The organism is Bradyrhizobium sp. Kon10 (assembly GCF_055807395.1).
The window spans coordinates 18237-43659 of record NZ_JBVVOZ010000030.1 but is presented as its reverse complement, the minus strand read 5'-3'; the positions used below and the strand labels follow the sequence as shown (position 1 = coordinate 43659).

Sequence of the window (25423 nt, the reverse complement as noted above, 5' to 3'; positions counted from 1 at the left end):
ACCGAATCCATTTTGGCGAAGTTTCGTGGTTACCAGCTCACGCCACACTGCTCCCTGGGAGTATGGGTCCCGGCCTTCGCCGGGACGACAGTGAGTGTGTAGCGCCAGCGCCCCTCAAATCCCCAACATCATCTTCGCGATGATATCGCGCTGGATCTCCGACGTTCCGCCGAAGATCGTGTAGGCGCGTCCGTTGAGATATTCCGGCATCACCGTCAGCATCTCCTCCGGGATCGCCGGCTCGTGGTTGAGCTTGTAGAGCGGGCGCATCGGCTCGACGGCGAGGGCGTCGTGGCCGATCACATCGGCGCCCAGCCGAGTCACGGCCTGCCGGATCTCGCTGTTGCGCAGCTTCAGGATCGACGAGACCGCGCCGGGATTTTGCCCGGTCTGTAGCGCCGAGAGCACGCGCAGCTCGGTCATCTCCAGCGCGTCGATGTCGACCTCGACCTCGGAGATGCGCGTGGCGATGTCGGGGCTGTCGATGGCGCGCCCGGTCAGGTCGGACTCGGCCAACTCCGCGATCGCCTTCAGCCCTTCGCGCAGCTTCGCCGATGCGATGCCGGAGCCGCGCTCGAATTCGAGCAGATATTTGCCGTAGGTCCAGCCCTTGCCTTCCTCGCCGACGCGGTTTGCGACCGGCACCCGCACGTCATCGAAAAACACCTGGTTGACCTCGTGGTCGCCGCCGATCGTGAGGATCGGGCGCGTGGTGATGCCCGGCGTCTTCATGTCGATCAGGACAAAGCTGATGCCGTCCTGCTGCCGCGGCCCGTCGCTGGTGCGCACCAGCGCGAACATGCGGTTGGCGTGATGCGCATGCGTGGTCCAGATCTTGGTGCCGTTGACGATGTAGTCGTCACCGTCGCGTATCGCGCGCGTCTTCAGCGAGGACAGGTCGGAGCCGGAGCCCGGCTCGGAATAGCCCTGGCACCAATAGTCCTCGCCGGAGAGAATCCGCGGCAGGTAGAAATTCTTCTGCTCGGGGCTGCCGAAGCCGATGATGACGGGCCCCACCATCTTCACGCCCATCACGTTGACATTGGGCACTCCGGCCCGCGCACTTTCGGTTTCGAAAATCCAGCGCTGCGCCGGCGTCCAGTCGGGGCCGCCGTGTTGGACCGGCCAGCCTGGCGCGCCCCAGCCTTGCTTGTGCAGCACGCGCTGCCAGGCCATGCCGATATCGGGGTCGGAGAACACCGACGGCGTCAGCGCGGTGGCGCGCTTCATCTCCCCGGTGAGATTCTTGGTGATGAAGCCGCGCACCTCGTCCTGGAAGGCGCGCTCTTCCGCATTGAAGGCCAGGTCCATGATGTGCTCCCTTCAGGCTGAAACGGCGGCGCGGCCAAGCTCGGCGTGACGGCGATAGTGATGCGCGCTACCGCCGAACAGCGTGTCGAAGGCGACGAGCCGCTTGAAATAGGCGCCGACCTCGAGCTCCTCGGTCACGCCCATGCCGCCGTGGAGCTGGATCGACTGCTCGCCGACGAAGCGCGCGCATTTGCCGATCTTCGCCTTTGCGCCCGACGCGGCGCGGGCACGTTCGATCGGTTCGGCGTCGACCTTCAGCGCCGCCCGCAGCGCCATCGAACGGGCCTCGTCTACCTGCATCGCCATGTCGGCGAGGCGATGACGGATAACCTGATTGGCCGAAAGTGGCCGGCCGAACTGCTTGCGGATCTTGGTGTACTCCAGCGTCGTGTCGACGAGCGTCTGCATGATGCCGACCGCCTCCGCGCCGAGCGCGGCCATGGCGCGGTCGACGGCCCATTCGATCGCGGGCAGGGCGTCGCTGCCGTCGCCCAGCAGGGCGTCTTCCGGAAGCTGCACGCCGGATAAATCGACGTTGCAGGCGCGCCCGCCTCCCAACCGCGGATATTCGGAGATCGCGAGCCCCTGCGCTGTCGCCGGCACCAGAAAGAGACCGATCCGCCCCGATGGTCCCTGATGATCATGCAGATGCGCGGAGACGATGATCTCGTCGGCGGCATGGCCGTCGAGCACGGCGATCTTGCTGCCGGCAAGACGCCAGCCTTGCGCTGTCTTGGTTGCGACCGTTGCGACCTTGGCCAGATCGAACCGGGCCGCGCGCTCGGAATGCGCCAACGCAAGCTTCAATGATCCATCCGCGATCTTGGGCAGGCTTGCCTGTTTCTGCGCGGCGCTGCCGCATTTGTCGATCAGCGCAGCGCCCAACACGACTGTCGCGATATACGGCTCCGACACCAGCCCGCGGCCAAACGCTTCCATCAAGATGCCGACCTCGACCGCGCCGCCACCCAGCCCGCCAAATTCCTCCGCGATCGGCAGCGCCAGCCAGCCGAGCTCGGCGAACTGCTTCCAGACCGCCGGGCTGAAGCCAAGCGGATCGTTCGCCATCTTGCGGCGGTGATCGGCGTCGTAGCTTTCGGCCACGAAGCGTTCGACGCTCTCGCGAAGCAAGCGCTGCTCGTCGCTGAGATTGAGATCCATCGTATTTACTCCGCGGCTGCCGGCGGCTTGCGCACGGAGGGATGCAGGCCGGATGGATCGACCACCATGCCGAATTCCTGGAGGTTATGTGCGTGACAGAGCTGATGCAGCGCAAAGGCCTGGTCGATCGCGGCGGGCTGGCCCATCACGTCGACCGAGCGGTTCACCGCTTCCTTGGTCAGCTTCAGTGCGAAGGAAGGTTTTGATGCGATCCGGCGCGCCAGCTCAAGCACGCGCGATGACAGCTCCGCGCGCGGCACGATCTGGTTGACCATGCCGAGCTGGTGCGCTTCCTGCGCGCTCCAGCTATCGGCGGTGAACAGAAACTCCTTGGCCTTGCGCGGGCCGAGCTCCCACGGATGCACGAACCATTCGACGCCGCAGACGCCCATCGTCACCACCGGGTCGCAGAACTGCGCGTCGTCGCTGGCGACGATGAGATCGCAGGCCCAGGCCAGCATCAGGCCGCCGGCGATGCATTTGCCGTGCACTTCGGCGATCGTCGGCTTGGCCAGGTTGCGCCAGCGCCGCGTGATCTGGAGATAGATTTCCTGCTCGCGCGCGAAGCGCCCATGCGCGTTGGCTTCCGCGAAACCGCCCCAATTTCCGATCGGCGGAAAATCGACGCCCGCGGCATTCTTGCCGCCCGGCCGCAGGTCGTGGCCGGAGGAGAAATGCGGACCGTTGCCGGCGAGGATGATGACCTTGACCGCATCGTCCTGCACCGCCGCGTCGAACGCAGCGTTGAGATCGTAGGTCATTTGCAGGTTCTGCGCATTGCGCGCATCGGGCCGGTTCATCACGACCCGGGCAATCGCCGGCTCCGGCCTCTCCACGAGGACGGTCTCGAACGAGGTCATGGCGCTTCCCTCTCGCATTTCCGTTTAGCCCAAGTTGACTATGTCGGCCGGTGATAGGCAAGAGGCTTGCGTCGATCGGCTGCTTTTCGCGGCATCGGCACAAGATGTCTGGCACGGCGCGCGCCCAATCTGGTAGTTTGCGCCCGATTCCACCGGGAGAAATTTAATGCGCAAATTCCTGACTGTGCTGGCGGCACTCGCCTCGCTCAGCCTGACCAATTGCGGCTACAACGCGATCCAGAGCGAGGACGAGCAGATCAAGGCCAACTGGTCCGAGGTGGTGAACCAGTATCAGCGCCGCGCCGATCTCGTGCCCAACCTGGTCAACTCGGTGAAGGGCTTTGCGCAGCAGGAGAAGGACGTGCTGCTTGGGGTCACCAATGCGCGCGCCAAGGTCGGCAGCATCCAGGCGACGCCCGAAGTGCTCAACGATCCCGCCGCATTCCAGAAATTCCAGGCCGCCCAGGGCGAGCTCTCCAGTGCGCTGTCGCGCCTTCTCGTGGTCACGGAAAACTATCCGCAGCTCAAATCCGATGCCCTGTTCAAGGATCTGATGTCGCAGCTCGAAGGCACCGAGAACCGCATCACCGTCGCCCGCAACCGCTACATCAAGGCGGTGCAGGACTACAACGTCACCATCCGCTCGTTTCCGAGCAATCTCACAGCGATGGTGTTCGGCTACAAGGAGAAGCCGAACTTCTCGGTCGACAACGAGAAGGAAATCTCGAGCGCGCCGAAGGTCGATTTCAACCCGGCGCCAGCTCCGTCGAAGTAAGTGCGCGGCATTTTGCGAATGCGCCAGGCTCCGCCCACCGCTGTCATTCCCCGCGAAATCGGGGAATCCAGTACGCTGCGGCTTCTCCGGATCCCTTTGGCGTCTCTGGAATACTGGATCGCCCGGTCCGGGCTCCGCCAAGGCTCCGCCGGGCCACGGGTGTGCTCGGCCGCCGAAGCTTTAGCGAAGGCGGCAAGCCGGGCGATGACAGCTACGTTGTGGCGGGCAATAGTCGTGTTCGCGCTCGTCCTTGGCTGGTCGTTCCCCGTCTTGGCCGACGTCGCGGTGCCGCCGCTCACCGGCCGCGTCGTCGACCAGACCGGTACGCTGTCGAGCGACGACATCACCGCGCTGTCGCAAAAGCTCGGTGATTTCGAGACGCGCAAGGGCAGCCAGGTCGCCGTGCTGATCGTGCCGACGACCGCCCCGGAGACGATCGAGCAGTTCTCGATCCGCGTTGCCGAGGCCTGGAAGATCGGCCGCAAGAAAATCGACGATGGCGCGATCCTGGTCGTCGCCAAGAACGACCATCACCTGCGCATCGAGGTCGGCTACGGCCTCGAAGGCGCGCTCACCGATATCAATTCGCGGCGGATCATCGACGAGGTCATCACGCCGAAATTCAGGGAGGGCGATTTCGCCGGCGGCATCTCGGCCGGGGTCGACCGGATGCTGCGCGTCATCGACGGCGAGCCGCTGCCGGCGCCGTCGCGAAGCGTGAAGTTCGGCAGCTGGAACGACGTCGAGCCGCTGTTCTATTTCGTGCTGTTCGGCCCGCTGGTCGTAGGCGGGATACTGCGGTCCATCTTCGGACGGCTGCTCGGATCGGTCATTGCCGGCACGATCGTCGGGCTGCTGGCTTGGTTCGTGCTCGAATCCGCCGTCATCGGCGTGGGCGTCGGGGTGCTTGGTGCCGTCCTGACCTTCATTGCCGATCTGTTTGGGGCGGGGGCGGGCACCGGATCTTCACGCCGCGGCACGTGGTCGAGCGGCTCTTCATCGAACGGCTGGAGCAGCGGATCGTCGTCGAGCGGCGGCTTCAGCGGCGGTGGCGGCAGCTTTGGTGGCGGCGGCGCCTCGGGGAGCTGGTAGGTCATGAGCATTGCGCGCATTGCCAGACATCTGGTGCAGCATCATTGGCGGGCGAATCAGCTTTTTCCGCCAAAGGTGCTCGACCGCATCGAGCAGGCGATCAAGCAGGGCGAAACCACGCATTCCGGCCAGGTCCGCTTCGTCGTCGAAGGTGCGCTCGATGGCCGCCCGTTGTTCCGCAACCAGCAAGCGCGCGAGCGTGCGCTCGACCTGTTCTCGCAGTTGCGGATCTGGGATACCGCGCACAACAACGGGGTGCTGATCTATCTCCTGCTCGCCGACCGTGACGTCGAGATCATTGCCGACCGCGGCATCGACGCGAAGGTTGGCGCCGCCGGCTGGGAAAAGATCTGCCGCGCGATGGAGGCCGCGTTCAGGTCGCGCCAGTTCGAGCGCGGCGTTATCGACGGCATCGCGGCGGTGTCGCGTGAGTTGGCCAAGCACTTCCCGCCGGGCGGGGCGCATCGCAACGAGCTGCCGGACAAGCCGGTGGTGATGTAAGCCGAGCTGCGATGTGGAGAGAGCGGGTCCCACCCGCTCCGTCATTGCGAGGAGCTCGCGACAAAATTGCGAAGCAATTTTGCGCTGATGCGACGAAGCAATCCAGGCTGCCACTGCGGAGAGATTCTGGATTGCTTCGCTGCGCTCGCAATGACGGGGTTGGCGGAAGCGCTTGCCCGCTAATCATCCAGCTTGTTCAGATCTCGCACCGACTGCATGATCGGCTCGAAATTCGACCGCGCGTCGAGCGCGTCGAACAGTTGCGCGGTGTCCGCCAGCAGACCGTGCGACCGCGCGATCGCGATGCGCACGTCCTCCTGCGGCGTATCCGACAGCCGCCCGTGTCCCGACAACAAGATCTTCGTGTCCAGTCCCTTGATGCGCTCCAGCGACTGGATGTAGTCGGAGATGCTGCCGGACCCGAACACGCCGCCCATCACGCCGCCGGGCATCAGCGTGTCGGCGGCAAACAACAGGCCCTTGTCCTGCTCGAACAACGTGATGCAGGCCGAGGTGTGGCCCGGGGTATACATCACGTTGAGGCGGAAATTACCGAGGTCGATCAGATTGCCTTCCTCGAGCCAGATGTCGATGTTAACAGGCACGTTCGGCTCGTTGAACATCTTGCGCAGCATCGAGAAATCGTCGCGCAGCATGATCTTGTTGGCGGCGAGCCGATGGGCGGCGACAAAGGTGCGGCGCTCGTTGAAATGCCAGGCGGCGCCAATATGGTCGAGATGCTCGTGGCTCAGCACCACCATGTCGATCTTCTCCGGCGGACAGCCGACGAAGCTCAGGCACTCGACCATCGCCGGATAGTTCGACGACAACCCGACATCGATCAGGATGGTGCGCGCCGAGCCGCGCACCAGATAGGCGTTGGCGGCGCGGTTGGAGAAGCGGATCTGGAACACGTCGTCCGCCGCCTGGATCAGCGAGCAGGTGTCGTTCTTCATCAGGATCGGGAATGAACTGGGCTTGCGATCACTCATGATTGCGCTTCCCGGTAGGTCACCGCGTTGGAAGCACGCAGCCGCTTCGAGAGCGCGTCCATCACCATCAGCGCGAAGGCCGGCTGCTGGCTGACCAGATAGACGAAGCGGGCGTGATTGATCCTCATCACCTTGGTGTTCGGCACTGCCGCGATCGCGGTCGCCGAGCGCGCGGAGCCGTCGATCACCGCCATCTCGCCGAAGAATTCGCCCTTGCCGAGCTTGATGATGCTGGTCTTGCTCGCGCCGCTGAGCTTGACGATCTCGACCTCGCCGTCGAGCACGACGAACAACTCGCGGCCCGTCGAGCCCTCCTCGAAAATGACGTCATCGACACCGAACTCGTTGATGCACTTCTCGATCGTCATTGCGCCTCCCCCAATAGCCTTCTGGCCGGCGGGACCGCTATGTTAGCCGGGTAACACTGGGCGGCAAACAGCCCTTCGGCCAAGTCCGCGGCCTACCGCAGGGCAGCATGGGCTGACGAATTGTTGCGCGCCGCCACGCCGGTTCCACTTTCCCGACCCAATTCGGCCCCGGACGAGTTCCTAAAATTTCGGTAAGCGGGTCCGAAGGTAAGGAATTCGCAAGCAATGAAAGTTACCAAAAGGTCAATCCAGACTGGAGTATTTGAGCCGTGAGCGAACCAATGCCCGAACAGGCCGCCCAGGCGGCTGGCGCTATCGAAGCCGCCGCTGCGCCGCATGCCGTCGAGGCGCCCTCGATCGCCCCCGACCACGAGACGCCGCCCAAACCTGACGCCGCCGACGTCGAGGCGCCCCGAATCGAGGTGCCGAAATTGAACGCCAAGCCCGAGCCGAAGCCCGGCAAGCTGATCGTGATGGCGCCCGCGGAGCGGTCCTGGGAGCACGAGGAATTTACCCCGCATGTGACGGGGGACGAGACGCGGGAGACCGGCAAGCGCCGCTTGTCGGCGATGGCCGCGGTCGTTGCGATCGCCGCCTGCGTCGGCGCTATTAGCGGCGCGCTCGCGACCGCCGGAATGATGCACTTCGCCGGCCCGGCGCCAACTCAGGTCGCCGACACCAGCGCGCTGGGCGCCTCGGTGTCCCGGATCGATGCCGACGTAGTCGCGCTCAAGGCGAGCGTCGAGCATAGCTCGAAGACGGGGCTGAGCCAGTTCAACCGGACCAACGACCGCCTCGACAAGCTCGAGAAGGCCCAGGCCGAGCCGATGGCCAAGATCGCCAAGCTGTCCGAAACCGTCGACAAGCTCCGCGCCACGCCGGCCGCAGCCCCCGCGCAGGCCGCGGCCGCAACGCCTGCGAAGGAAACCACGGGCACGATCGCACCGGCCCAGGTCGCCACGGCAGCTGCCGCGCCGGCGCCCGAGCCGGCCGCGCCCAGGACTGAGGTCAAGACTGAGGTCAGGGCCGAGGTTGGGCGCCTGCCGACAATCGACGGTTGGAGGCTCCGCGACGTCGCCAATGGCGGCGCGCTGATCGAGGGCCGGGGCGGCCTCTACGAGGTTTATGCCGGCGATCCCATCCCCGGGGTCGGCCGCGTCGATGCGATTCGCCGCCAGGACGGCCGCTGGGTTGTCGTCACCAGCAAGGGCCTGATCGTCGCGCGCTAAGCGCCTCGTCATCCGAGTTTCGAAGAGGCGCCTCACCGTGATGTGAAGCGCCTTTTTGCTTGAATAGGCGGACCGGCGCGGTGTTAGTGCAGGCATGAGCCGCGCGTTGCGAATTCTCCTTGCTGTGGTCGTCTTGTTCGGCGGCGCCGCGTCGTCAACGGCTGCGGAGAACGTGCCGCTCGCCCGCGGCACTGCGATCACCGATCCGGATCTTCTGCGCAAGCTCGATCAGAACGATGCGCTGACGATCTCGCGGCTGTTGTGGCCGGAGCGGAACGCGAAGTTTCCGCTGACGACGGATCAGATGTTCTCGTCGCTGTCGCAGCTCAAGCCAATTCTCCCGGCAATCGATGCGGAGTTCGATCGCTATGTCGCGCAGTCCAAGATGGCCTCGCCCGGCGAGACCATCGGCGTCGGCGAGGGCTTCGACGTCCAGCTGTTCGATCGAGCCGTTCTGAACTCCCCCGACACGCGTTTCGTGCTGGCCGGCATCGTCAACCGCATGGACCGCGCCTATGTGTCGGACGAATCCTGCGGCGAGATCCGGTTGATCTATCGCCTGGCTCGCTTCGATACCAAACCGGACGGCAGCAAGGCCGCGACGCGTCTGCCCATGACGCTGAATCTGGTGATGAAGGCACGGGATAGCAGCCATTCACTCGGCAAGGCCGTCAGTTGCGCAGACATCGCGCGTCGCTGGCTCGACAATGGCGACTGGGAGGGGCTGATAGGCAGCCACTTCCAACCCTACGATGCCATGCTCGATCGCATCGAGACCAACATTCAAATCTCCGTCGCGCCGAAATCTGCGCAGCACGATTTCCGCTCCGACTATCTGCTCAAGGTGTTCAAATACGACGCATCGACGAAGCAGTTCGCGGAATCGATGCTGGAGAACCAGATTGATCGGGACCGCATTCTTGCCGACGACGCGCTCCGGCGGGATTTCAAGATGTGGCTGCTCGCGCCGGAGAACTTGCGCGACTTCGATCGCGGCACGGTGCTGATCCCGGAGAAGTATCTCGCCAGGGCTGCAATCGCACCGACGCCCGCGGGCTTCGATGCATCGGACTTGCAGCCGGAGTTCGGCATGATGCAAGGGGAGGGCAAAGGGGAAGGCAAAGGCGAGCCCGTCTTCACCGACGACGACGTGGTCGGCGCCCTGAAGCAGGCGGCCGGGCGCGGCATCGACATGCAGAACATCCGTTCGGTCGCCGGCTTTCAGCGCCGCCTCAACGACGTCACCTGCTCGGGCTGCCACCAGACCCGCGGCATCGGCGGCTTCCATTTCCCGGGCGTGGATTGGCTCGCCGACAAGCCCTCCAATTCCAGCATCGTCCCGGCCTCGCCGCATTTCTTCGGCGACCAGCTTCGCCGCCGCGACATCCTGACCGCGTTTGCCGCGGGCAAACGCCCTGATTTCTCACGCGGATTTGCCAGTCGGCCGCAAACCCGCGGCAGCCCGGAGCTGGCGGGTACCGAGTACCAGGACGGCTGGGGCGCACATTGTTATTTGCCAGATCAGGGATCGGGAACACCCGACAGGAGTTTTACGTCATGGACCTGTGCTAAAGGTCTCACCTGTCAGGCTGCTTCGGCCTCGAGCCGCATCGGCATGTGCTTCATCAAGACGCGTTAGCGCGGCGATAGCCGATTTCGGATGACCCATGACGGACACGAGCGAAGCCAACAAGGAGCGCAATCGCGAGATCGCGCGGAATGAAGAGGCCAAACAGGTCACCGGCAGCATCCGCGTCAGCATCTGGGCGGTCGCAGTGGTCGTGATCATCGGCGGGATATTGTTCACGCTCGGTTGGCTGGCGCTGCGATAGCACAGGCCTCACTTCGCGTAATGCGTCAACCGTTTTCCCGGCAACAGATCATACGCTGACTTCCAGCCTGGCAGCGCGGCGATGCGGCCGAGCCAGGCGTGAATGGCGGGATGGCTCCGCGCGAACTCATAGCCGTGCTCGTCGCTCGGATAATGCAGATAGGCCATCATCGAGAAATCGGCGACTGACGGCTTCGCCCCGATCGCGAAATCGTTGCGGGCGAGATGCCCTTCCAGGATGCCGAGGAAATCGTCGATCCGGTAGCGGAAATGCTTCAGCACTTGCGGATCACTGTTCGGGATGAACGTCCGCATGAAGCGGTAGGTCGCCATGTAGCCGGTGAGCTTGTGGTTGTCCCAGAACAGCCAGCGCAGCAGCTCGAACTTCTCCTCCGCCGTGTCGCCGCCAAAGCGGCCGTACTGGTCCGCGAGCTTGAGCAGGATCGGCGCGGTCTGCGTCATCTTCACGCCGTCGACCTCGAGCACCGGGATCTCGCCCATCTCGTTCACCGTTCTGCGCCACTCCGGCGTACGGGTGATGCCGCCGCCGAAGTCGGTCCAGACCGGCTCGAAGCTCTCGCCGCAGAGCGTCAGCATCAACGCGAGCTTGTAGCTGTTGCCGGATTCGGGGAAGTAATGCAGGCGATAGCTGGGCATGGCACCTCACGGATGACAGTTGTCGTAGCAAGCTATTCCCTCACCGTCGTCCCGGCGAAGGCCGGGACCCATAGCCACCGAATGTGGTTTGGCGAGGACTCGGAATCGTCGGCTGTGCGCGACAACTCTCACTCTGGGATATGGGTCCCGGCCTTGGCCGGGACGACATCGTAGAAGCAGCGAGCCGTCAGGCCTAACCCACCGCCCCTGTTGACCGCAGCTGCTCGATCGCAGCCTCGTCGTATCCCGCGCCACGCAAAATCTCGTCACTGTGCTCGCCGACGCCGGGAGGTTTGCGGGGCTGCACTTTCTTGGTGCCGTCGATCCAGATCGGGCTGGAGATGGTCATCATGGTGTCGTTCTCGAACGGCACCAGCACTTCGTTGTCGAGCATCTGCTTGTCGTTCGGAATGTCGTCCAGGATGCCGACCACGCCGAACACCAGGCCGTTGCCGTCGAGGATTTTCCGCCATTCGGCGAGATCCCTGGTCGCGAATGTTTCATCAAAGATCTTGATCAGCTCGATTGATCGGGCATGCCGGTCCGGCTTGGTGGCGAAGCGCGGGTCGTTGATCAGCTCGGCGCGGTCCATGCACCGCGCGAGTGTCGGCCACTGCCGCTCCTCGTTGAGCAGCGACAGGATGATCCAGCGGCCGTCCTTGCACTGATAGTGATTGGTCACCGCGTTGAGTGCGCGTTCGCGCGGTCGCCGCTCGCTAAACTTGGCGCCGCAGAGCTTTGCCTGCGCCAGCACGCTCGCCGCCCACACGCCGTTGGCCATCAGGTTCGAGGCGACATGCGAGCCCTTGCCGGTCCTCTCGCGCTGATACAGCGCGGTGACGATCGCGCTGTAGAGCGCCATGGCGCAAGGGTGGTCGCCCATGCCGGCAACCGAGCGGGCCGGCGTCGTGTCGGTATCGGCGCGGACGAGGTCCATCAGGCCGGAGCGCGCCCAGTAGGCGTTGCTGTCGAAGCCGGGCTTGTTGGCCTCCTCGCCCTTCTCGCCATAGCCGGTGAAGGAGGCGTAGATCAGCCGCTCGTTGAGATGGGCGAGGTGGTCATAGGTGATGCCGAGCTTGCTGCGCACCGGCGGCGGCATGTTGGTGATGAAGACATCGGCCTGTTCCACCAGCTTGTAGAGCACGGCCTGCGCCTCCGGCTTGGAGAGGTCGAGCGCGAGGCTCTTCTTGTTACGGGCCTCCAGCAGCCAGGCGAAATTGTGCTCGCCGGTCGGGTAGCCCGGCAGGTTCGGCAGATTGCGATAGGGGTCGCCGGCGCCGGGCGGCTCGATCTTGATGACGTCGGCGCCGAAATCCGACAGCACGGTGGCAGCCGCAGGCGCTGCGATGAAGCTCGCGCAATCGAGAACCTTGAGCCCTGCAAAAATGCCTTGTTCCATCGCGGCGCCGCTCCCTCACTCTTGTTGTTTCCCGCTGTCCGGAATTCATAATCCATGACAGCTCAACCATTTGACCGATGTTGTGGCGGGATGCAACGCCGCTCGGCCGTCGCTTTCCAGGGCCCGCGGCGCGTTGATAGAGGCTTTCGCTAATCTTCGCCTGCGAGCAGGGCGGCGTTGCCGCCCGCAGCCGCGGTGTTGATGGTCACAGTCTGCTCGGTGGCAAAGCGCGCGAGGTAGTGCGGGCCGCCGGCTTTCGGGCCGGTTCCGGACAGGCCGTTGCCGCCGAATGGCTGCACGCCGACCACCGCGCCAATCATGTTGCGGTTGACGTAGATGTTGCCGACCTGGACCCGGTTGATGATTGCCTCGACCGTGTCGTCGATGCGGGAATGGATTCCGAGCGTCAGCCCATAGCCGCTCCGCTTGATCGCTTGCAGCACACGTTCGAGGTCCTCAGCCCGGTAGCGCACGATGTGCAGGATGGGGCCAAACACTTCCTCGGTGAGCTGGCCGGCGTCCTTGAGCTCGAAGATATGCGGCGCGACGAAGCAGCCCTCCGGCGCGGAGCCGGCAAAGTGCAGCCGCGCCTCCGTCTTCATCCGCGCGATATGCGCATCGAGGCGCTGCTTGGCCTCGAGATCGATCACCGGTCCGACATGAGTTGCGACGTCGCAGGGATCGCCGATCGTCAATTCCCGCGCCGCGCCTGCGATCATCTCGATCATGCGATCGGCGACATCGTCCTGCACGAACAGCAGCCGCAGCGCCGAGCAGCGCTGGCCGGCGGAACGGAACGCCGATGTCACGACGTCGTCGGCGACCTGCTCGGGCAGGGCAGTGGCATCCGCGATCATGGCATTGATGCCGCCGGTCTCGGCGATCAGCGGCACGATCGGCCCATCCTTGGCGGCGAGCGTCCGGTTGATCGCGCGCGCCACTTCGGTCGAGCCGGTAAAGACCACGCCGGCGATATCAGGATGTGCGGTGAGTACAGCACCGAGGCGGCCGTCGCCGGTGAGCAAATGCAGCGCGCTTGCGGCAATGCCGGCTTCGTGCAGCAGGGCTACGGCCTCGCGCGCGATGCGCGGGGTCTGCTCGGCGGGTTTTGCCACCACGCTGTTGCCGGCCATCAGAGCCGCCGTGACCTGTCCGAGGAAGATCGCCAGCGGAAAATTCCAGGGCGAGATCGCCACGAAGACGCCGCGGCCGCGCAGGGTGAGCACGTTGCTCTCGCCGGTTGGGCCTGGCATCGCGGCCTCGCTGCCGAACAGCTTTCGGCCCTGCGCGGCATAGTAGCGGCAGAAATCGGCGGCCTCGCGCAGTTCGGAGATCGCATCGTCGAGCGTCTTGCCGCCCTCGCGCTGCAACAGCGCGATGAAATGGGCCCTGCGGCTCTCCAACAGATGCGCAGCCTGCTCCAGTGCGGCGGCCCGGGTCGCCGCCGGTGTCCGACTCCAGGCGGCAAAGCCCGCGCGCGCTGTGCGTACTGCCGCATTGGCCTGGTCCGGTGTTGGGTCGGCAAGCGGCCTCAAATCGGGCGTCTCGCTCTTGATATCGGCCAGCAGCCGGTCGAGCGCGGCACGCTCGCCGAATTCGACGCCACGCGAGTTCCGCCGCTCCGGCGCGTAGAGGTCGCCCGGCAGCGGAATTCGTGCGTGATGGGCCTGATCCGGCCGGACGACGAGATCGGCCGGACGCTTCAGCAGCGCCTGCACCGGCACGCGATAATCGGCAGCCTGCGCCACGAAGGACGAGTTCGCGCCGTTCTCCAGCAGGCGCCGCACCAGATAGGCGAGCAGGTCGCGATGGCTGCCGACCGGTGCATAGGTGCGGTAGGCAATATCGGGGTGATCCTTGGCAAGCTGCTCATAGAGCGCTTCGCCCATGCCATGCAGGCGCTGGAATTCGAAGCCTGCGTTCGCGCCAGCGAGCTCCAGCACGGTCGCGACCGTCAGCGCGTTGTGGGTGGCGAATTGCGGGAAGATGCGCGGCCGTAGCCCGAGCAGTTTCGACGCGCAGGCGACGTAATTCAGATCCGTCATCGCCTTGCGTGTGAACACGGGATAGCCGTCGAGCCCGCGTTCTTGCGCGCGCTTGATCTCTGTGTCCCAATAGGCGCCCTTGACCAGCCGCACCATCAGCTTGCGGTCGTGTGCGCGGGCCAGCGCATCGACATGGTCGATCACCGCACTGGCGCGCTTCTGATAGGCCTGGATCGCGAGCCCAAATCCGTCCCAGCCCTTGAGCGAGGCATCGGCGAGCGTTGCGGCGATAACGTCGAGCGACAGCTCCAGCCGGTCCGCCTCCTCGGCATCGACGGTGAAGTTCAGGTCATGGGCCTTGGCGCGCTGCGCCAGGTCGAGCAGCTGCGGCACCAGCTCGGCCATGACACGGGCGCGGCTGATCGCCTCGAAGCGCGGATGCAGCGCCGAAAGCTTGACGGAGATGCCGGGCCGGTCGGGCAGGGCATGGGAGCCGGCCGCCTTGCCGATCGTCTCAATCGCACTGGCATAGGCGTCGAAATAACGCCGGGCGTCGGCAGCCGTGCGCGCGCCTTCGCCGAGCATGTCGAACGAATAACGCGTCTTTTGGCCGGAGCGCGGCTTACCCCGCTCCAGCGCCTGTTCGATCGTCTCGCCAAGCACGAAATGATTGCCCATCAGCCGCATCGCCTGCCGCGTGGCGGTGCGCACCGCCGGCGCGCCAAGACGCTTCACCAGCCGGCCGATCGTGCCGTCGGGCGTCTCGCCGGGCTGGATCACCCGCGCCGACAGGCCCAGTGCCCACGCCGAGGCGTTGACCAGGAAGGCGGTGGACTTGGTCTCGTGGTGGATGAAGTCGCCTTCGCCGAGCTTGTCCTCGATGAACTGGTCGGCAGTGCGCGCATCCGGCACGCGGAGCAGCGCTTCGGCCAGCACCATCAATGCCAGCCCTTCCTTGGTGGAGAGCGCGAACTCGCGCAGCATGTCCTCGACGCCGCCGAGCCGGTCGTCGCGCTTGCGGATCGCCTCGATCAGTCGGGTCGCGGTGCGGTCGATCCGCACTTGCTGCGGCGGACTGAGATGCGACGCCGGCAAGAGCCGCGCGGCGATCTCGGCATCGTCAGGCGCATAGGGAGCGGTGAAGAGAGGCGGGATGTCCGGCATGGCGTGTCCTGTGGCTGAATCCAGGGTAGTGCCCGCGTCGCCGCAGTTCGATAGACAAATTAGCAGATTTACCTTAGAAAATGAAGGTGACTTGCAGGTAGGCCGTGGAAGTTATGGAACTGGACCGGATCGACCGCACAATTCTCTCGGTTCTGCAACAGGATGGGCGAATCGCCAATGTCGAGCTCGCCGAGCGCATCGGGCTTTCGCCGACCTCGATTGGCGAGCGGCTGAAGCGATTGCAGCGCGAGGGCTTTATCGAGGGCTATGGCGCCAGGCTCAATCCGCACCGGCTCGGCCTTGGGCTTCTGGTCTTCGTCGAGGTGTTGCTCGACAAGACGACGCCGGACAATTTCGAGCGCTTTGCACGCGCGGTCAAACTCGCGCCCGAAGTGCTGGAGTGCCACATGGTTGCCGGCGGCTTCGATTATCTGGTGAAGGCACGGCTGGCCGACATGGCCGCATATCGGCGCTTCCTCGGCGAGACATTGCTATCGATGCCGGGCGTGCGCGAGACGCGCACCTATGCGGTGATGGAGGAGGTCAAGCGCGACGCACCGTTGCCGGTGGGCTGACGATTTGCGGTCGCGATTGTCATTGCTCTAGGCTTGATCGGCGATCTCTACGGACAAATAGCTTGCCGCGCGCATCGCAACGCTTGTCGTCGAATGCACTGATCGTCTTCTGAAATTTTCTTGGCCCCGCTCCCGGATCTATCCGGGAGGCGGCAAAGGCTCGCGGGCTTATACCTTGAGGTTCTCTGCGGAGGTCTTGCCCCGGTTTGCGATCTCTTCGTATTCCACCGTCTGCCCCTCGTTGAGCGAGGACAGGCCGGCTTTCTGCACTGCCGAGATATGCACGAACACATCCTTGCCGCCCGACGCAGGCTGGATAAATCCACAACCCTTGGTCGGGTTGAACCACTTGACCGTACCTTTAGCCATCACGCCTTCTCCGCGGGTCTTCCTCCGAGATCTCGAACCGCCAGTCCCCGCCAACCGGCCGGTTCGGTCCTAACAGGATACGCGGAATGTGGCGGGCTTGGTAGATCAAACACCATCCGCATTCCGCGGAAAATCGCTCAACTTCGCGGCGTTTTTACCGGTTTTGCCCGTTTCCCGGTCAATCGGTCCGCGCGCGATCAATAGGTCGCGGCCAGATAGTCGACGATCTTGCCGACGTCGCTCTCTTGGATCGGCGCGCCATACACCTTGATCATCTTGGTCACTTCGGCCTGCCAGAAGCCTTTCTTGTCTTTCATCGGCGGCTGCGTGCTGACGTAGTCCGCCGAGTGGCAGGCGCTGCAATTGCCCTGCACGACTTCGAGATTGGGGCCCGGCTTGAACGCGGCGACCTCGTCCGGGACCTGGTAGTTGACGGGTGCCGCGATCGTGGCGGGGCTGGTCGCAACCCAGGCAAGGCCGGCGGCCAATGCGATGGCGAGGAGAACGGTGCGCTGCATGATCATTCTCCTCAGGCCACGTTGACGCGGACGGTCTCGACGACGTTGCGCAAATAACCCGCCGGGTTCCAGCGCGGTTGATCCGGCTGCGTCTCGCCGGAATTGCTGGTCGCACGCACCTTGAGCTCGTGGCTGCCTGCCGCGAGCTTCACCGGCAGCTTCCATTCCCGGAACGAGTAGTTGCCAAGATCCTTGCCGAGCCTGGCGTTGGTCCAGCTCTTGCCGCCATCGGTGGAGACCGAAACCTCCTTGATGCCTTTGCCGCCGTCGAATGCAATGCCGCGCAAGGTCGTGCCGCCCGCCTTCAGCTTCGCACCATCAGGGACGCTGGTGATGAAGGAGCGGATGGTGAAGCGGTTGATCGGGATCGTTGCCTTCGGAGCGGTGCCGGGCTCGATCGAATTGTTCGGCGTGTCCGGAATGCGGTAGGCCGATTTCATCCAGAATCCGTCATAGACATTGTCGATGACGGTGATCTCGTTGAGGTGCTTGACCCAGTAGGTGCCGTAATAGCCGGGCACGATCAGGCGCAGCGGGAAGCCGTTGAGGAACGGCAGATCCTCTCCGTTCATGCCGTAGGCCAGCATCACCTCGCCGTCGGTGGCGTGATCGAGGTCAAGCGCCTTGACGAAATCCGGCGTCTTGTCGCTGACCGGGCCGTCCATGCCGCCGAAGGTGACCTGCCTGGCGCCGGCTTGCACGCCCGCCATCGCCAGCACGGTCTTCAGCGGCACGCCGCGCCAGCGCGCATTGCCCATCGCGCCGTTGGCGAGCTGGCCGCCGGCGACGCGCGGCTCTGAAAAGCCTCGGCTGTTGCCGGAGCACTGGTTGACGGCGACGATCTCGGTCGCCTTCATCTTGCGGATGTCCTTCAGCGACAGCTTCAGCGGCTTGTCGACCTTGCCCTTGATCTCGAGCGTGAACTTGTCGGGATCGAGATTGTAGGGCAGGTCTGAGAGGTGATAGCGGACGAAGAACGCGTTGTTCGGCGTGATCGGGCCGTCATTGAACACCGCAAAGGGCGTTTCGAGCTGCGGTGGCCGGCCGGTCAGGCCGATCATCGGCCGCTTCTGCGGATATTTCACCAGCGGCCGCTCGCCATTGGCGAAAGGCAGCGTGACGGTGTCGAGTGCCAGCGCCTTGGTTGAGCTCAGTGTCGCCGCAAGAGTGGCAAGCCCCGCTCCTTTGAGCAGGTCGCGTCGATCGAACATAGTCTCCTCCCGGAGCTTTTCGTTGAGTCGCGGTCATCACTGCGATCCCGCGCCATCTGCCGCATCGAAGCGAGTGAAGTCAATTCGTGCTTTCGCAGCAGGCCCATGCCGCTGCGTTGCAGCAACGCGGTGTTACGCTGCGTCGACTTTCTTTGTCTGGATCACTCGCGCCGCGGACTCGCTGCACCTCTCCCGCTTGCGGGAGAGGTCGCGCCGAAAGCGCGGGTGAGGGTTCTCTCCTCTGGGGGATTGTCCCGCTGTGGAGACACCCTCTCCCCAACCCTCTCCCGCAAGCGGGCGAGGGGGCGCACCTTTCGCGTCGCTCACGCTGCGACGCGCTCACCGCCATCTACGAGATGCGCCAGTTGCCGCGTGTCCGCCACCACATGCACGACCATCGGCTCATCGCGGCCGCGGATCGCGACCTCCTGCTGCGGCAGCGCATCGTCGCGAAGGCCGGCGGTGCGGCAGACCTCCTCCGAGACGATCGCCTCGCAGGCGAGCGTCTTGGTCATGTCCTGGAGGCGCGCGGCGACATTGACGGCATCGCCAAGTGCGGTGAAGACGATGTGGTCGCGATAGCCGATGTCGCCGATGATGACCTCGCCGCCATGCACGCCGATGCCGAAGCGGATCGGCTGACGCAAATCATGGCTGAGGAGTTCGTTCAGCTCGTCGACATGCGTCGCAATGCTCGCGACCGCCTTCAGGGCCTGCCGGCAGGCGGTCTGCGGATCGCTCGTGAGGCCAAACAGCGCGAGCATGCCGTCGCCGACGAACTGGTTCGGCTGGCCGCCATGCTCGATCACAGCTTGCGAGACTGCGCCAAGGAAACGGTTGACGATGAAGACGGTGTCGAACGGCAGCCGCTTCTCGGCGAGCTGGGTCGAGCCGCGCATGTCCACGAACAGGCTGACGAGATAGCGTTCCTGGCCGATTCGCGCCGGCGCCGACGCATGCGCATTCGCCGACAGCATCTGTGGCATGAAGAGCTGGAAGAACGACAGGTCCGAGCTCGGCCGCAACTGGCAGGCCAGCCTGATCGAGGGATCGGCGGTGCCGACGCGGGCGAGCACGAAGGCCTCGCGCTGGGATGGCTCGGGCAAGCTGCCATGGTCGCCGATGATGCGGATGCGGCAGGTCGAGCAGCGGGCCCGGCCGCCACAGACGCTGGCATGCGGCACGTTGTGGCGCAGGCTTGCCTCCAGCACGGTGAGACCCTTGGGCACGCGCACGGTCTTGCCGTTGCCGTAGGACAGCGCGATCATACCGCCGCGCCGCTCGCGCCAGCCGCGCACGCCGCGCCCGAGCAGCACCAGCCCGAGCAGGCCGATGTAACTCATGGTGAGACCACCGGTGATGCGATCGAGCGTGTCGCCTTCCGCGACCGTGCCGACCTCGCGCTGCGTGAAATTATGCGTGCGCCACTCGCCGTCGTCGCTGTCGGCCGCGACACTGCGGCCGCCCTGGTAGATGCCGAGCAGCGCCAAGGTCGGGACCAGCACGGCGGCAGCCAGCAGGAACGGCGCCGCGCGCGTGAAAAACGCTTTCAGGCGGAGCCAGAAATAGATGCCGATACAGCCGTGCACCCAGGCGATGATGAGCAGGATCGTCATCGTCCAGATCCGGCCGGGCGCGGCGACAAAGAACAGATAGAGCTCCTGCGGATAGAGCTTCTCGTGGCCATACAGCGTCTGGCCAAGCCGCACGCCGATTACATGGGCCATCACCAGTGCCGGGATGCTCAGACCCAGCACCAGCTGCAGCGGCTCGATCGTCCGCCAGCGGAACTGCCGGCGCTGATACAGCGCATAGACGCCGAGCCCCATATGGGTGAGCGCGGCGCCGTAGAACACGATCACCACCGCCGGGAACTGCCAGAACGCCATGTGGTAATAGACCCCAACCTGCATGGCATCGACCGAGATGTTGCCGAGCGCATGGTTGAGGAAATGGCTGATCACATAGGCAAACAGGATGACGCCGCACACCAGCCGCACCTGCCGCGCGCTGGTGCCGCGGGCGAGTTCGGACAATCGTGAAAGGGCGAGGGCGGCCATGATTCGGTTGTACCAGTTCACCAAGGAGAACAGCCAGCGCAGAGTTAAATTCCGCGGGTGAATGGGTTGCGGGATCACATGCCTGAGAAGGCGCCTCACACTCCGCCGCCCTCCCGGACAAGCGCCGCATAGCGGCGCGCAGATCCGGGCACCACCCCCACATTGACTCCCCCTCCCAAGTCGGGGAAAAGCGCGGCCGTGACGATCGCTCCCGACATCACCATGAAGCCTGGCGGCGCCGCGCGCCGGCCGCTCGTTATGGCTGCGCTGGTCGTCGCCGCAATGATGGCGCTGCGCATCGTCTACGCCTCCGCGATCGAGCTGCGCACCGACGAAGCCTACTACTGGACCTGGTCGAAGGAGGCGGCGCTGAGCTTCCTCGATCACCCCCCGATGATCGCCTGGTTCATCCGCTTTGGCACCGCGATCTTCGGCGACACCACGCTCGGCGTGCGCTTTGGCGGCATCGTCGCGATGCTGGTGACGCAAATTCTGCTCGCCGACATCGTCCGCCGTCTCACCCGCGACGCGCGCGCGGTCGCGCTTGCGGTGCTGATGCCGGAGGCCGCGCTTTATTACGGGCTGCTGATGGCCAAGGTCGCGCCCGACGTGGCCATGATCCCGTTTGCGATGGCGATGATGTGGTCGCTGGTGCGGCTGGCGCAGAGCGGCGACGGCCGCTGGTGGCTGGCGGCGGGGCTGTTCGCCGGACTGTCGCTGCTGTCGAAATTCACCGCGATCATGTTCGCGCCGGCGGTTGCGGTTTTTCTCCTGGTGCCGGATTGGCGCTGGCGCTGGCTGCGCAGCCCCTATCCCTACCTCGCCTTGCTGGTCGCGATCGCAATATTCTCGCCGGTCCTGATCTGGAATGCGCAGCACGATTGGGCTTCGTTCCGTTTCCAGGGCGTGCGGGCCACGACCAATTACGGCATGTCGCTTCGGACCATCGGCGATTATATCGGCCTGCAGTTCGGCCTCGTCGGCTTCGTCATGCTGCCGGTGGTGCTGTCCGGGCTCGCAATGCTGGCGTGGCGCGGCTATCGCACGCGCGAGCCGGTCGCGATGCTTTTGTCGACCGCGGTGCTGGTGCCGTTTCTCTATTTCCTCTCGAAATCGCTGACGCTGAGGGTCGGCGACACCTGGCCGATGTTCATGTGGCCGATCGGCTTTGCCGCTGCTGCGATTAATCTTGCCATGCTGTCGCGCGAAAACTGGCCGGTCCGGATGATCCGGTGGAGCATGTTTTGGGTCAATACGGCGGTGGTCTCGGGCATCGCTTTCGTCGTCGTCGTGCTCCTCTACTATGTCGCCGCGCCCTGGAATTTTCTCGGCAAGATGGATCCGATCGGCGCCGAGGCCGGCTACGACCAGGTCGCTGCGCGCGCGCAAGCCGCGCTGGATGAAACGGGCGCGACCTGGATCGCGACCACGGACTATCGCACCTACGCCATGATGCGCTGGATGTTCAGGGGCCGCGTGCCCGTCCTCGAGATCAACGAGCGCGGCCGCTTCCAGGATTTCCGCGATCCCGGCATGGACCGCATCAAGGGACACGCCGGCATCTATGTCGGCCGTGAGCCCGACAATCGCTCATGGCTCTGGGAGAACATCCCCGCCAAGCGCCAGCCGCTCGGCCAGGTCGAGCGCCGCTGGCGCGGCGTCCTGACGGACACCTACGTGCTGGACAAGCTCACCGGCTGGACCCCCGAGCTGTCACCACCAACGGACTCGCCGCTGTTCCACTGGCGCGTGCTGGCGGGGAATTCAGCGCGAGGGGCGTGCACTTGCTTACCCTCCCCTCGAGGGGGAGGGTCGATCGCGCGTAGCGCGAGCGGGGTGGGGTGATCTCTCCACTCGGGCAGCGTTGAGATGGAGAGACTGTCACCCCACCCCGTCTCGCATCGCTGACGCGCTGCGAGCCGACCCTCCCCCTCCAGGGGAGGGTAAGGCAGAGCGAGCGACTACGCCTCGTCTTCTTTCTTCCGCAACAAATCCGTCGCGAGATCGGAGAGCTTCGGCTGCGGCAGCGCTGCGAACGGCAGCGGCCTTGTGACGTCGATTGCGGCGAGGCCCAGCCGCGCCGTCAACAGGCCGTTGAGCATGCCTTCGCCGAGCCGCTGCGACAGCTTCGCAGCAATGCCGTGGCCGAGCATCTGCTGCACCAAACTGTCGCTCGCGGCCATGCCGCCGGTGATGGCGAGATGGGCGATGACGTGGCGGAGCAGGCGGATCATGCCGAGCGCGCCGGGGCGGCCACCATAAAGCCGGGCAAGCTGGCGGATCAATTTCAGCGAGGCCACCAACACAAACATCACGTCGATTAGCGCACGCGGTGAAACCGCGGTCACGATCGAAACGCGCTGTGCGGCAACCGACACCAGCCGCCGCGCTTCGGTATCGAGCGGTGTCATCAATTCGCGTTCGGCCAGCCGGATCATGTCGGCGCCGTCGATGATCTCGCCGGCGTGACTCTCCAGCGCGGCGCGGGCGCGCGCGAGCTGCGGATTCTGGTGCGCGATCTTGACCAGGTCCTGCACGATGGCGCGGCTCTCCTTGCGATCGTCGCTGGCCAGCACGGCGGCGGCGCGCTGATGCAGCTTTTCGATCGTCGCCAATCTTGCGAGGCCGACCGCCTCGCGGCCGATGACGACGGCGAGCGCAAGCGCGGTGACGAATGCAAGGGCGAGGCCGACAAAGCCCAGGCTCTCGCTGCGTGCAAACAGGTCCTCGATCAGACGCACGACGCCGAGCCCGACGCCGAGCAACGTCAGGCCGGCGACGCCGGACCAGAACAGCGCGCCCCAGCGAAAGCCGCGCCGCACCGGGAGCGCGGCCTCGATCGGCACCGGCAGCATCGACGGATCGGATTCCGGCGTGATCTGGATCGTGCCCCGGCCGAGCCTTGCGGTTTCGTCGACCTCGGTGACGACGACACCGGGATCGTCCAACCGGAACGTCGCCGGCCGCCGCGGCGGGGATCGGTCGTTCATGACAGCTTGTCTCCGATCAGGAACTGCAAGGCACGGTCGAGGCGGATATGAGGCAGCGTCGGCTCGCTGCCTTCTGGCTCGAGTCTTGGCGGGCGGAAGCGGAGGAAACGGAAATCGCTTTTCTCGGCTGCCGCCGTCGACAGCCCGCGAAAGACTGCCGTGCCGTTGAACAGCGCCTCGGGATCGGCGGGCAGGTCGCCCGGGAAGGTCGCGACCTCCGTGTTGCCGTCGAAGAACTCGCCGCCCGTGCTCTCGCCGGCGGCTGGCGTTCCCAGCAGCGAGGGCAATTTGTCGCGGCCATGCGCGACCTGCGCCTCGCGCGTTGCGCGCAGCGCCGCGAGCGCCACCACGTCAATCTCCGCGCCGGTATCTTCCGCCCTCACAACGGCCCGCGAGACCGCGCGGCGCAGCACGGCCTCGAGCCGGTCATGGCTGGAATGATGCAAATGGTCCGCCTTGGTCGCGGCGAACAGGATGCGGTCGATGCGCGGCCGGAACAGGCTGGAGAGAAACGTGCTGCGGCCGATGCGGAAGCAATCGAGAATGCCGGCAAGGGCTGCTTCGAGATCGTGCAGCGCCTCCGGTCCGGAGTTGAACGCGGCGAGCGCATCCGCCAGCACGATCTGGCGATCGAGCCGGGCAAAATGGTCGCGGAAGAACGGACGCACCACGACATCCTTGTAGGCCTCGTAGCGGCGCACCATCATCGCCCATAGCGATCCCTCCGGCGCCTGCCCGTCGATCGGCACATCGAGCGGCGCAAAGGTCAGTGCCGGCGTGTCGGCGAGATTGCCCGGCATCAGGAAGCGGCCCGGCGGCAGCAGGCTCATCGCAAACCGCTCGTCGCGGCAGGCGCGAAGATAACTCGTGAACAGCTTTGCCGCAGCCAGTGTCGCTTGCTCGTCCTCGCGCGCGTGGGGCTTGAGCGTTGCAAGATGACTGTGCCACTCGGCGGCAAGATGTGCGCGCGGCGCCGCGCGCGACAGCGCCAGGCTCTCCGCCGACCATTGCTCAAAAGTTTTTTGCAGCAGCGGCAGGTCGAGCAGCCACTCGCCGGGATAGTCGACGATATCGAGCGTCAGGGTACGGTCGGCGCCGTTGGGGCGCTGGTAATCGATGACGAGGCGCAGCTCGCTGATGTCGACGGTCGAGTTCGGCCACAGGCGCTCCTCGATCAGCGCGCGCAGATGACTCTCATAGGCGAAGCGCGGCACCGCGTCGTCCGGTTGCGGCGCCAGATGCGCGCGCGCGATCCGGCCCGAGGCATAGGCCTCGAACACCGGGAACCGGCCGCCGCGCGTCAGGCCATGGATCAGCGCGGTGATGAATACGGTCTTGCCGGCCCGCGACAGGCCGGTGACGCCGAGCCGCACCGTCGGGTTGAAGAAGTGCTCGCCATAGTCGATCAGCGCCCGGGCCGACAGGCGCGCCTCTTCGACCATATCCTGGAAACTGAATGCCATATGAATATGAGGGACTCGAACGTGAGAGAACTTGGGCGGGCGGGGCCAAATAGGCAGAACGGACTAGTCACAAAAGTGGCAACTGCCTGACGAAAATCAAGCTTCATACTTCCACCGTCTTCCTGGGTGAAGCAGCCTTTGAACGCCGCGTTAACTGCCAAAGACCAATATCGGACACCTATCGCCGCCCCGGATCGCCATGTCTGTCTTTACGTTGAAACAGCTCGCCTCGTCCTCCGTCCATGCCGCGGCCGACGCGTTCCGGTGGAACTACGATCGCGCCGAGATCATCGCGGACGGTATCGTGCATGGTATCGGTGTGTTGTCCGGTATCATCGCCGCGACCGTTCTGGTGGTGCTCGCGGCGGTCTATGCCGAGGCGATCGACGTCGTCGGCGTCTCGATCTACGTCGCCGGTCTGCTGTCGATGCTGGTGTTGTCGGCGACCTATAATCTGTGGCCGGTGTCGCCGGTCAAATGGCTGCTGCGGCGGTTCGATCATTCGGCGATCTATCTCCTGATCGCCGCGACCTATACGCCGTTCATCCTCGAGCTGAAGGACAGCGTGTTTGCGCTGGCTCTGCTCGTCTGCGTCTGGTGTGTGGCCATCGTCGGTATCGTGCTGAAGCTGCGTTATCCCGGCCGGTTCGACCGTGTCGCCGTCGGTATTTATCTGGCCATGGGCTGGAGCGGCATGATGCTTTATGATTCCGTGGTCAAGGCATTGCCAGCAATGGCGCTCGGCTTCGTGCTTGCGGGCGGGGCGCTCTACAGCCTCGGCGTGATCTTCCATGCTTGGCGGCGGCTGCGCTTCCAGAATGCAATCTGGCACGGCTTTGTCTTGGCCGGCGCGGCGTGCCATTATACCGCGGTGCTCGACCTCGTGTTGAGCTGAGCAAGCGCAAGGCCCGC

The 25423-nt window shown here is 64.9% G+C and carries 23 protein-coding genes; 9 read left to right on the top strand and 14 right to left on the bottom strand.

Annotated features, from left to right (window positions below; genetic code table 11):
- Positions 1–114: 114 nt before the first annotated feature.
- From AC0L2O_RS29360 to AC0L2O_RS29350, 3 genes are read right to left on the bottom strand one after another with little or no spacing between them, the layout of a single operon-like run.
- Positions 115–1311 (bottom strand): acyl-CoA dehydrogenase family protein, encoded by a 1197-nt coding sequence (locus tag AC0L2O_RS29360; RefSeq protein WP_473372189.1) that lies wholly within the window; start codon positions 1309–1311, stop codon positions 115–117.
- A 12-nt stretch (positions 1312–1323) separates the two neighbouring features.
- Positions 1324–2472, bottom strand: a complete 1149-nt coding sequence (locus tag AC0L2O_RS29355) for an acyl-CoA dehydrogenase family protein (protein WP_473372188.1) — start codon at positions 2470–2472, stop codon at positions 1324–1326.
- A 5-nt stretch (positions 2473–2477) separates the two neighbouring features.
- Positions 2478–3332, bottom strand: coding sequence for an enoyl-CoA hydratase (locus tag AC0L2O_RS29350; RefSeq protein WP_473372187.1), 855 nt, complete (start codon positions 3330–3332; stop codon positions 2478–2480).
- Between the two features lie 166 nt (positions 3333–3498).
- Here AC0L2O_RS29350 and AC0L2O_RS29345 point away from each other — a divergent pair, with 166 nt between their 5' ends.
- The 3 genes from AC0L2O_RS29345 (at position 3499) to AC0L2O_RS29335 (ending at position 5700) form a co-directional block, all read left to right on the top strand.
- Positions 3499–4107, top strand: a complete 609-nt coding sequence (locus tag AC0L2O_RS29345) for a LemA family protein (protein ID WP_473372186.1) — start codon at positions 3499–3501, stop codon at positions 4105–4107.
- Positions 4108–4311: 204 nt separating this feature from the next.
- Positions 4312–5199, top strand: a complete 888-nt coding sequence (locus tag AC0L2O_RS29340) for a TPM domain-containing protein (protein ID WP_473372185.1) — start codon at positions 4312–4314, stop codon at positions 5197–5199.
- Positions 5200–5202: 3 nt separating this feature from the next.
- Positions 5203–5700 carry a TPM domain-containing protein gene (locus AC0L2O_RS29335; RefSeq protein WP_473372184.1) on the top strand — a complete coding sequence of 166 codons (498 nt, stop codon included), beginning with the start codon at positions 5203–5205 and terminating at the stop codon, positions 5698–5700.
- Positions 5701–5879: 179 nt separating this feature from the next.
- On the opposite strand, the gene AC0L2O_RS29330 is transcribed toward AC0L2O_RS29335, so the two are convergent.
- Both AC0L2O_RS29330 and AC0L2O_RS29325 read right to left on the bottom strand, forming a co-directional pair.
- Complete coding sequence (locus AC0L2O_RS29330; protein ID WP_473372183.1) at positions 5880–6692, bottom strand: MBL fold metallo-hydrolase; 813 nt, start codon at positions 6690–6692, stop codon at positions 5880–5882.
- Positions 6689–7060, bottom strand: coding sequence for a Crp/Fnr family transcriptional regulator (locus AC0L2O_RS29325; protein ID WP_409190433.1), 372 nt, complete (start codon positions 7058–7060; stop codon positions 6689–6691). The genes AC0L2O_RS29330 and AC0L2O_RS29325 overlap by 4 nt, the downstream gene beginning before the upstream one ends.
- A 281-nt stretch (positions 7061–7341) precedes the next feature.
- Here AC0L2O_RS29325 and AC0L2O_RS29320 point away from each other — a divergent pair, with 281 nt between their 5' ends.
- The 3 genes from AC0L2O_RS29320 to AC0L2O_RS29310 all read left to right on the top strand — a co-directional run bounded on the left by AC0L2O_RS29320 (position 7342) and on the right by AC0L2O_RS29310 (position 10121).
- On the top strand, positions 7342–8289 hold the full coding sequence (locus AC0L2O_RS29320) for a hypothetical protein (RefSeq protein WP_473372212.1): 948 nt from the start codon (positions 7342–7344) through the stop codon (positions 8287–8289).
- Between the two features lie 94 nt (positions 8290–8383).
- On the top strand, positions 8384–9928 hold the full coding sequence (locus tag AC0L2O_RS29315) for a hypothetical protein (RefSeq protein WP_473372182.1): 1545 nt from the start codon (positions 8384–8386) through the stop codon (positions 9926–9928).
- A gap of 28 nt (positions 9929–9956) precedes the next feature.
- Positions 9957–10121 (top strand): hypothetical protein, encoded by a 165-nt coding sequence (locus tag AC0L2O_RS29310; RefSeq protein WP_409190431.1) that lies wholly within the window; start codon positions 9957–9959, stop codon positions 10119–10121.
- Between the two features lie 8 nt (positions 10122–10129).
- On the opposite strand, the gene AC0L2O_RS29305 is transcribed toward AC0L2O_RS29310, so the two are convergent.
- From AC0L2O_RS29305 to putA, 3 genes are all read right to left on the bottom strand, one after another.
- The gene (locus AC0L2O_RS29305; protein WP_473372181.1) at positions 10130–10777 is read right to left on the bottom strand and encodes a glutathione S-transferase family protein; all 648 of its coding nucleotides are present in this window, start codon (positions 10775–10777) and stop codon (positions 10130–10132) included.
- A 193-nt stretch (positions 10778–10970) separates the two neighbouring features.
- A complete protein-coding gene (locus AC0L2O_RS29300; protein ID WP_369721204.1) occupies positions 10971–12176 on the bottom strand; it encodes a CaiB/BaiF CoA transferase family protein in 1206 nt (401 codons plus the stop codon).
- Between the two features lie 149 nt (positions 12177–12325).
- Entirely contained in the window at positions 12326–15325 is a 3000-nt protein-coding gene (gene putA / locus AC0L2O_RS29295) for a bifunctional proline dehydrogenase/L-glutamate gamma-semialdehyde dehydrogenase PutA (protein ID WP_473372180.1), read from the bottom strand.
- A 113-nt stretch (positions 15326–15438) separates the two neighbouring features.
- Here putA and AC0L2O_RS29290 point away from each other — a divergent pair, with 113 nt between their 5' ends.
- Positions 15439–15900, top strand: coding sequence for an Lrp/AsnC ligand binding domain-containing protein (locus AC0L2O_RS29290; RefSeq protein WP_369726640.1), 462 nt, complete (start codon positions 15439–15441; stop codon positions 15898–15900).
- A 168-nt stretch (positions 15901–16068) separates the two neighbouring features.
- Here the strand turns inward: AC0L2O_RS29290 and AC0L2O_RS29285 are convergent, their stop codons facing one another.
- The 4 genes from AC0L2O_RS29285 to AC0L2O_RS29270 form a co-directional block, all read right to left on the bottom strand.
- Complete coding sequence (locus AC0L2O_RS29285) at positions 16069–16269, bottom strand: cold-shock protein (RefSeq protein WP_473372179.1); 201 nt, start codon at positions 16267–16269, stop codon at positions 16069–16071.
- Between the two features lie 197 nt (positions 16270–16466).
- On the bottom strand, positions 16467–16787 hold the full coding sequence (gene sorB, locus AC0L2O_RS29280) for a SorB family sulfite dehydrogenase c-type cytochrome subunit (protein WP_473372178.1): 321 nt from the start codon (positions 16785–16787) through the stop codon (positions 16467–16469).
- Positions 16788–16798: 11 nt separating this feature from the next.
- Positions 16799–17998, bottom strand: coding sequence for a SorA family sulfite dehydrogenase catalytic subunit (gene sorA / locus AC0L2O_RS29275; protein WP_369721208.1), 1200 nt, complete (start codon positions 17996–17998; stop codon positions 16799–16801).
- A gap of 323 nt (positions 17999–18321) precedes the next feature.
- Positions 18322–20058: an adenylate/guanylate cyclase domain-containing protein gene (locus AC0L2O_RS29270; protein ID WP_473372177.1), complete on the bottom strand. Its 1737-nt coding sequence runs from the start codon at positions 20056–20058 to the stop codon at positions 18322–18324.
- A gap of 222 nt (positions 20059–20280) precedes the next feature.
- Here AC0L2O_RS29270 and AC0L2O_RS29265 point away from each other — a divergent pair, with 222 nt between their 5' ends.
- Positions 20281–21903 carry a glycosyltransferase family 39 protein gene (locus AC0L2O_RS29265; RefSeq protein WP_473372211.1) on the top strand — a complete coding sequence of 541 codons (1623 nt, stop codon included), beginning with the start codon at positions 20281–20283 and terminating at the stop codon, positions 21901–21903.
- A gap of 116 nt (positions 21904–22019) precedes the next feature.
- On the opposite strand, the gene AC0L2O_RS29260 is transcribed toward AC0L2O_RS29265, so the two are convergent.
- Together AC0L2O_RS29260 and AC0L2O_RS29255 are read right to left on the bottom strand one after the other, a co-directional pair.
- Positions 22020–23048: a YcjF family protein gene (locus tag AC0L2O_RS29260; protein ID WP_473372176.1), complete on the bottom strand. Its 1029-nt coding sequence runs from the start codon at positions 23046–23048 to the stop codon at positions 22020–22022.
- Positions 23045–24511: a YcjX family GTP-binding protein gene (locus tag AC0L2O_RS29255; protein ID WP_473372175.1), complete on the bottom strand. Its 1467-nt coding sequence runs from the start codon at positions 24509–24511 to the stop codon at positions 23045–23047. The genes AC0L2O_RS29260 and AC0L2O_RS29255 overlap by 4 nt, the downstream gene beginning before the upstream one ends.
- Before the next feature lie 199 nt (positions 24512–24710).
- On the opposite strand from AC0L2O_RS29255, the gene trhA reads away from it, so the two are divergent.
- Entirely contained in the window at positions 24711–25406 is a 696-nt protein-coding gene (gene trhA, locus AC0L2O_RS29250) for a PAQR family membrane homeostasis protein TrhA (protein WP_369721211.1), read from the top strand.
- The last annotated feature ends 17 nt before the right edge of the window (positions 25407–25423 follow it).

Bases quoted from the DNA above. Each gene is read 5' to 3' on its own strand.
- AC0L2O_RS29325 (WP_409190433.1), bottom strand. From the start codon at position 7,060: ATGACGATCGAGAAGTGCATCAACGAGTTCGGTGTCGATGACGTCATT.
- sorB (WP_473372178.1), bottom strand. From the start codon at position 16,787: ATGCAGCGCACCGTTCTCCTCGCCATCGCATTGGCCGCCGGCCTTGCC.
- AC0L2O_RS29345 (WP_473372186.1), top strand. From the start codon at position 3,499: ATGCGCAAATTCCTGACTGTGCTGGCGGCACTCGCCTCGCTCAGCCTG.
- AC0L2O_RS29350 (WP_473372187.1), bottom strand. From the start codon at position 3,332: ATGACCTCGTTCGAGACCGTCCTCGTGGAGAGGCCGGAGCCGGCGATT.
- AC0L2O_RS29265 (WP_473372211.1), top strand. From the start codon at position 20,281: ATGAAGCCTGGCGGCGCCGCGCGCCGGCCGCTCGTTATGGCTGCGCTG.
- AC0L2O_RS29255 (WP_473372175.1), bottom strand. From the start codon at position 24,511: ATGGCATTCAGTTTCCAGGATATGGTCGAAGAGGCGCGCCTGTCGGCC.
- AC0L2O_RS29340 (WP_473372185.1), top strand. From the start codon at position 4,312: ATGACAGCTACGTTGTGGCGGGCAATAGTCGTGTTCGCGCTCGTCCTT.
- AC0L2O_RS29320 (WP_473372212.1), top strand. From the start codon at position 7,342: ATGCCCGAACAGGCCGCCCAGGCGGCTGGCGCTATCGAAGCCGCCGCT.
- AC0L2O_RS29335 (WP_473372184.1), top strand. From the start codon at position 5,203: ATGAGCATTGCGCGCATTGCCAGACATCTGGTGCAGCATCATTGGCGG.
- AC0L2O_RS29305 (WP_473372181.1), bottom strand. From the start codon at position 10,777: ATGCCCAGCTATCGCCTGCATTACTTCCCCGAATCCGGCAACAGCTAC.
- putA (WP_473372180.1), bottom strand. From the start codon at position 15,325: ATGCCGGACATCCCGCCTCTCTTCACCGCTCCCTATGCGCCTGACGAT.
- AC0L2O_RS29355 (WP_473372188.1), bottom strand. From the start codon at position 2,472: ATGGATCTCAATCTCAGCGACGAGCAGCGCTTGCTTCGCGAGAGCGTC.
- AC0L2O_RS29285 (WP_473372179.1), bottom strand. From the start codon at position 16,269: ATGGCTAAAGGTACGGTCAAGTGGTTCAACCCGACCAAGGGTTGTGGA.
- AC0L2O_RS29290 (WP_369726640.1), top strand. From the start codon at position 15,439: ATGGAACTGGACCGGATCGACCGCACAATTCTCTCGGTTCTGCAACAG.
- sorA (WP_369721208.1), bottom strand. From the start codon at position 17,998: ATGTTCGATCGACGCGACCTGCTCAAAGGAGCGGGGCTTGCCACTCTT.
- trhA (WP_369721211.1), top strand. From the start codon at position 24,711: ATGTCTGTCTTTACGTTGAAACAGCTCGCCTCGTCCTCCGTCCATGCC.
- AC0L2O_RS29260 (WP_473372176.1), bottom strand. From the start codon at position 23,048: ATGAACGACCGATCCCCGCCGCGGCGGCCGGCGACGTTCCGGTTGGAC.
- AC0L2O_RS29270 (WP_473372177.1), bottom strand. From the start codon at position 20,058: ATGGCCGCCCTCGCCCTTTCACGATTGTCCGAACTCGCCCGCGGCACC.
- AC0L2O_RS29315 (WP_473372182.1), top strand. From the start codon at position 8,384: ATGAGCCGCGCGTTGCGAATTCTCCTTGCTGTGGTCGTCTTGTTCGGC.
- AC0L2O_RS29310 (WP_409190431.1), top strand. From the start codon at position 9,957: ATGACGGACACGAGCGAAGCCAACAAGGAGCGCAATCGCGAGATCGCG.
- AC0L2O_RS29330 (WP_473372183.1), bottom strand. From the start codon at position 6,692: ATGAGTGATCGCAAGCCCAGTTCATTCCCGATCCTGATGAAGAACGAC.
- AC0L2O_RS29300 (WP_369721204.1), bottom strand. From the start codon at position 12,176: ATGGAACAAGGCATTTTTGCAGGGCTCAAGGTTCTCGATTGCGCGAGC.
- AC0L2O_RS29360 (WP_473372189.1), bottom strand. From the start codon at position 1,311: ATGGACCTGGCCTTCAATGCGGAAGAGCGCGCCTTCCAGGACGAGGTG.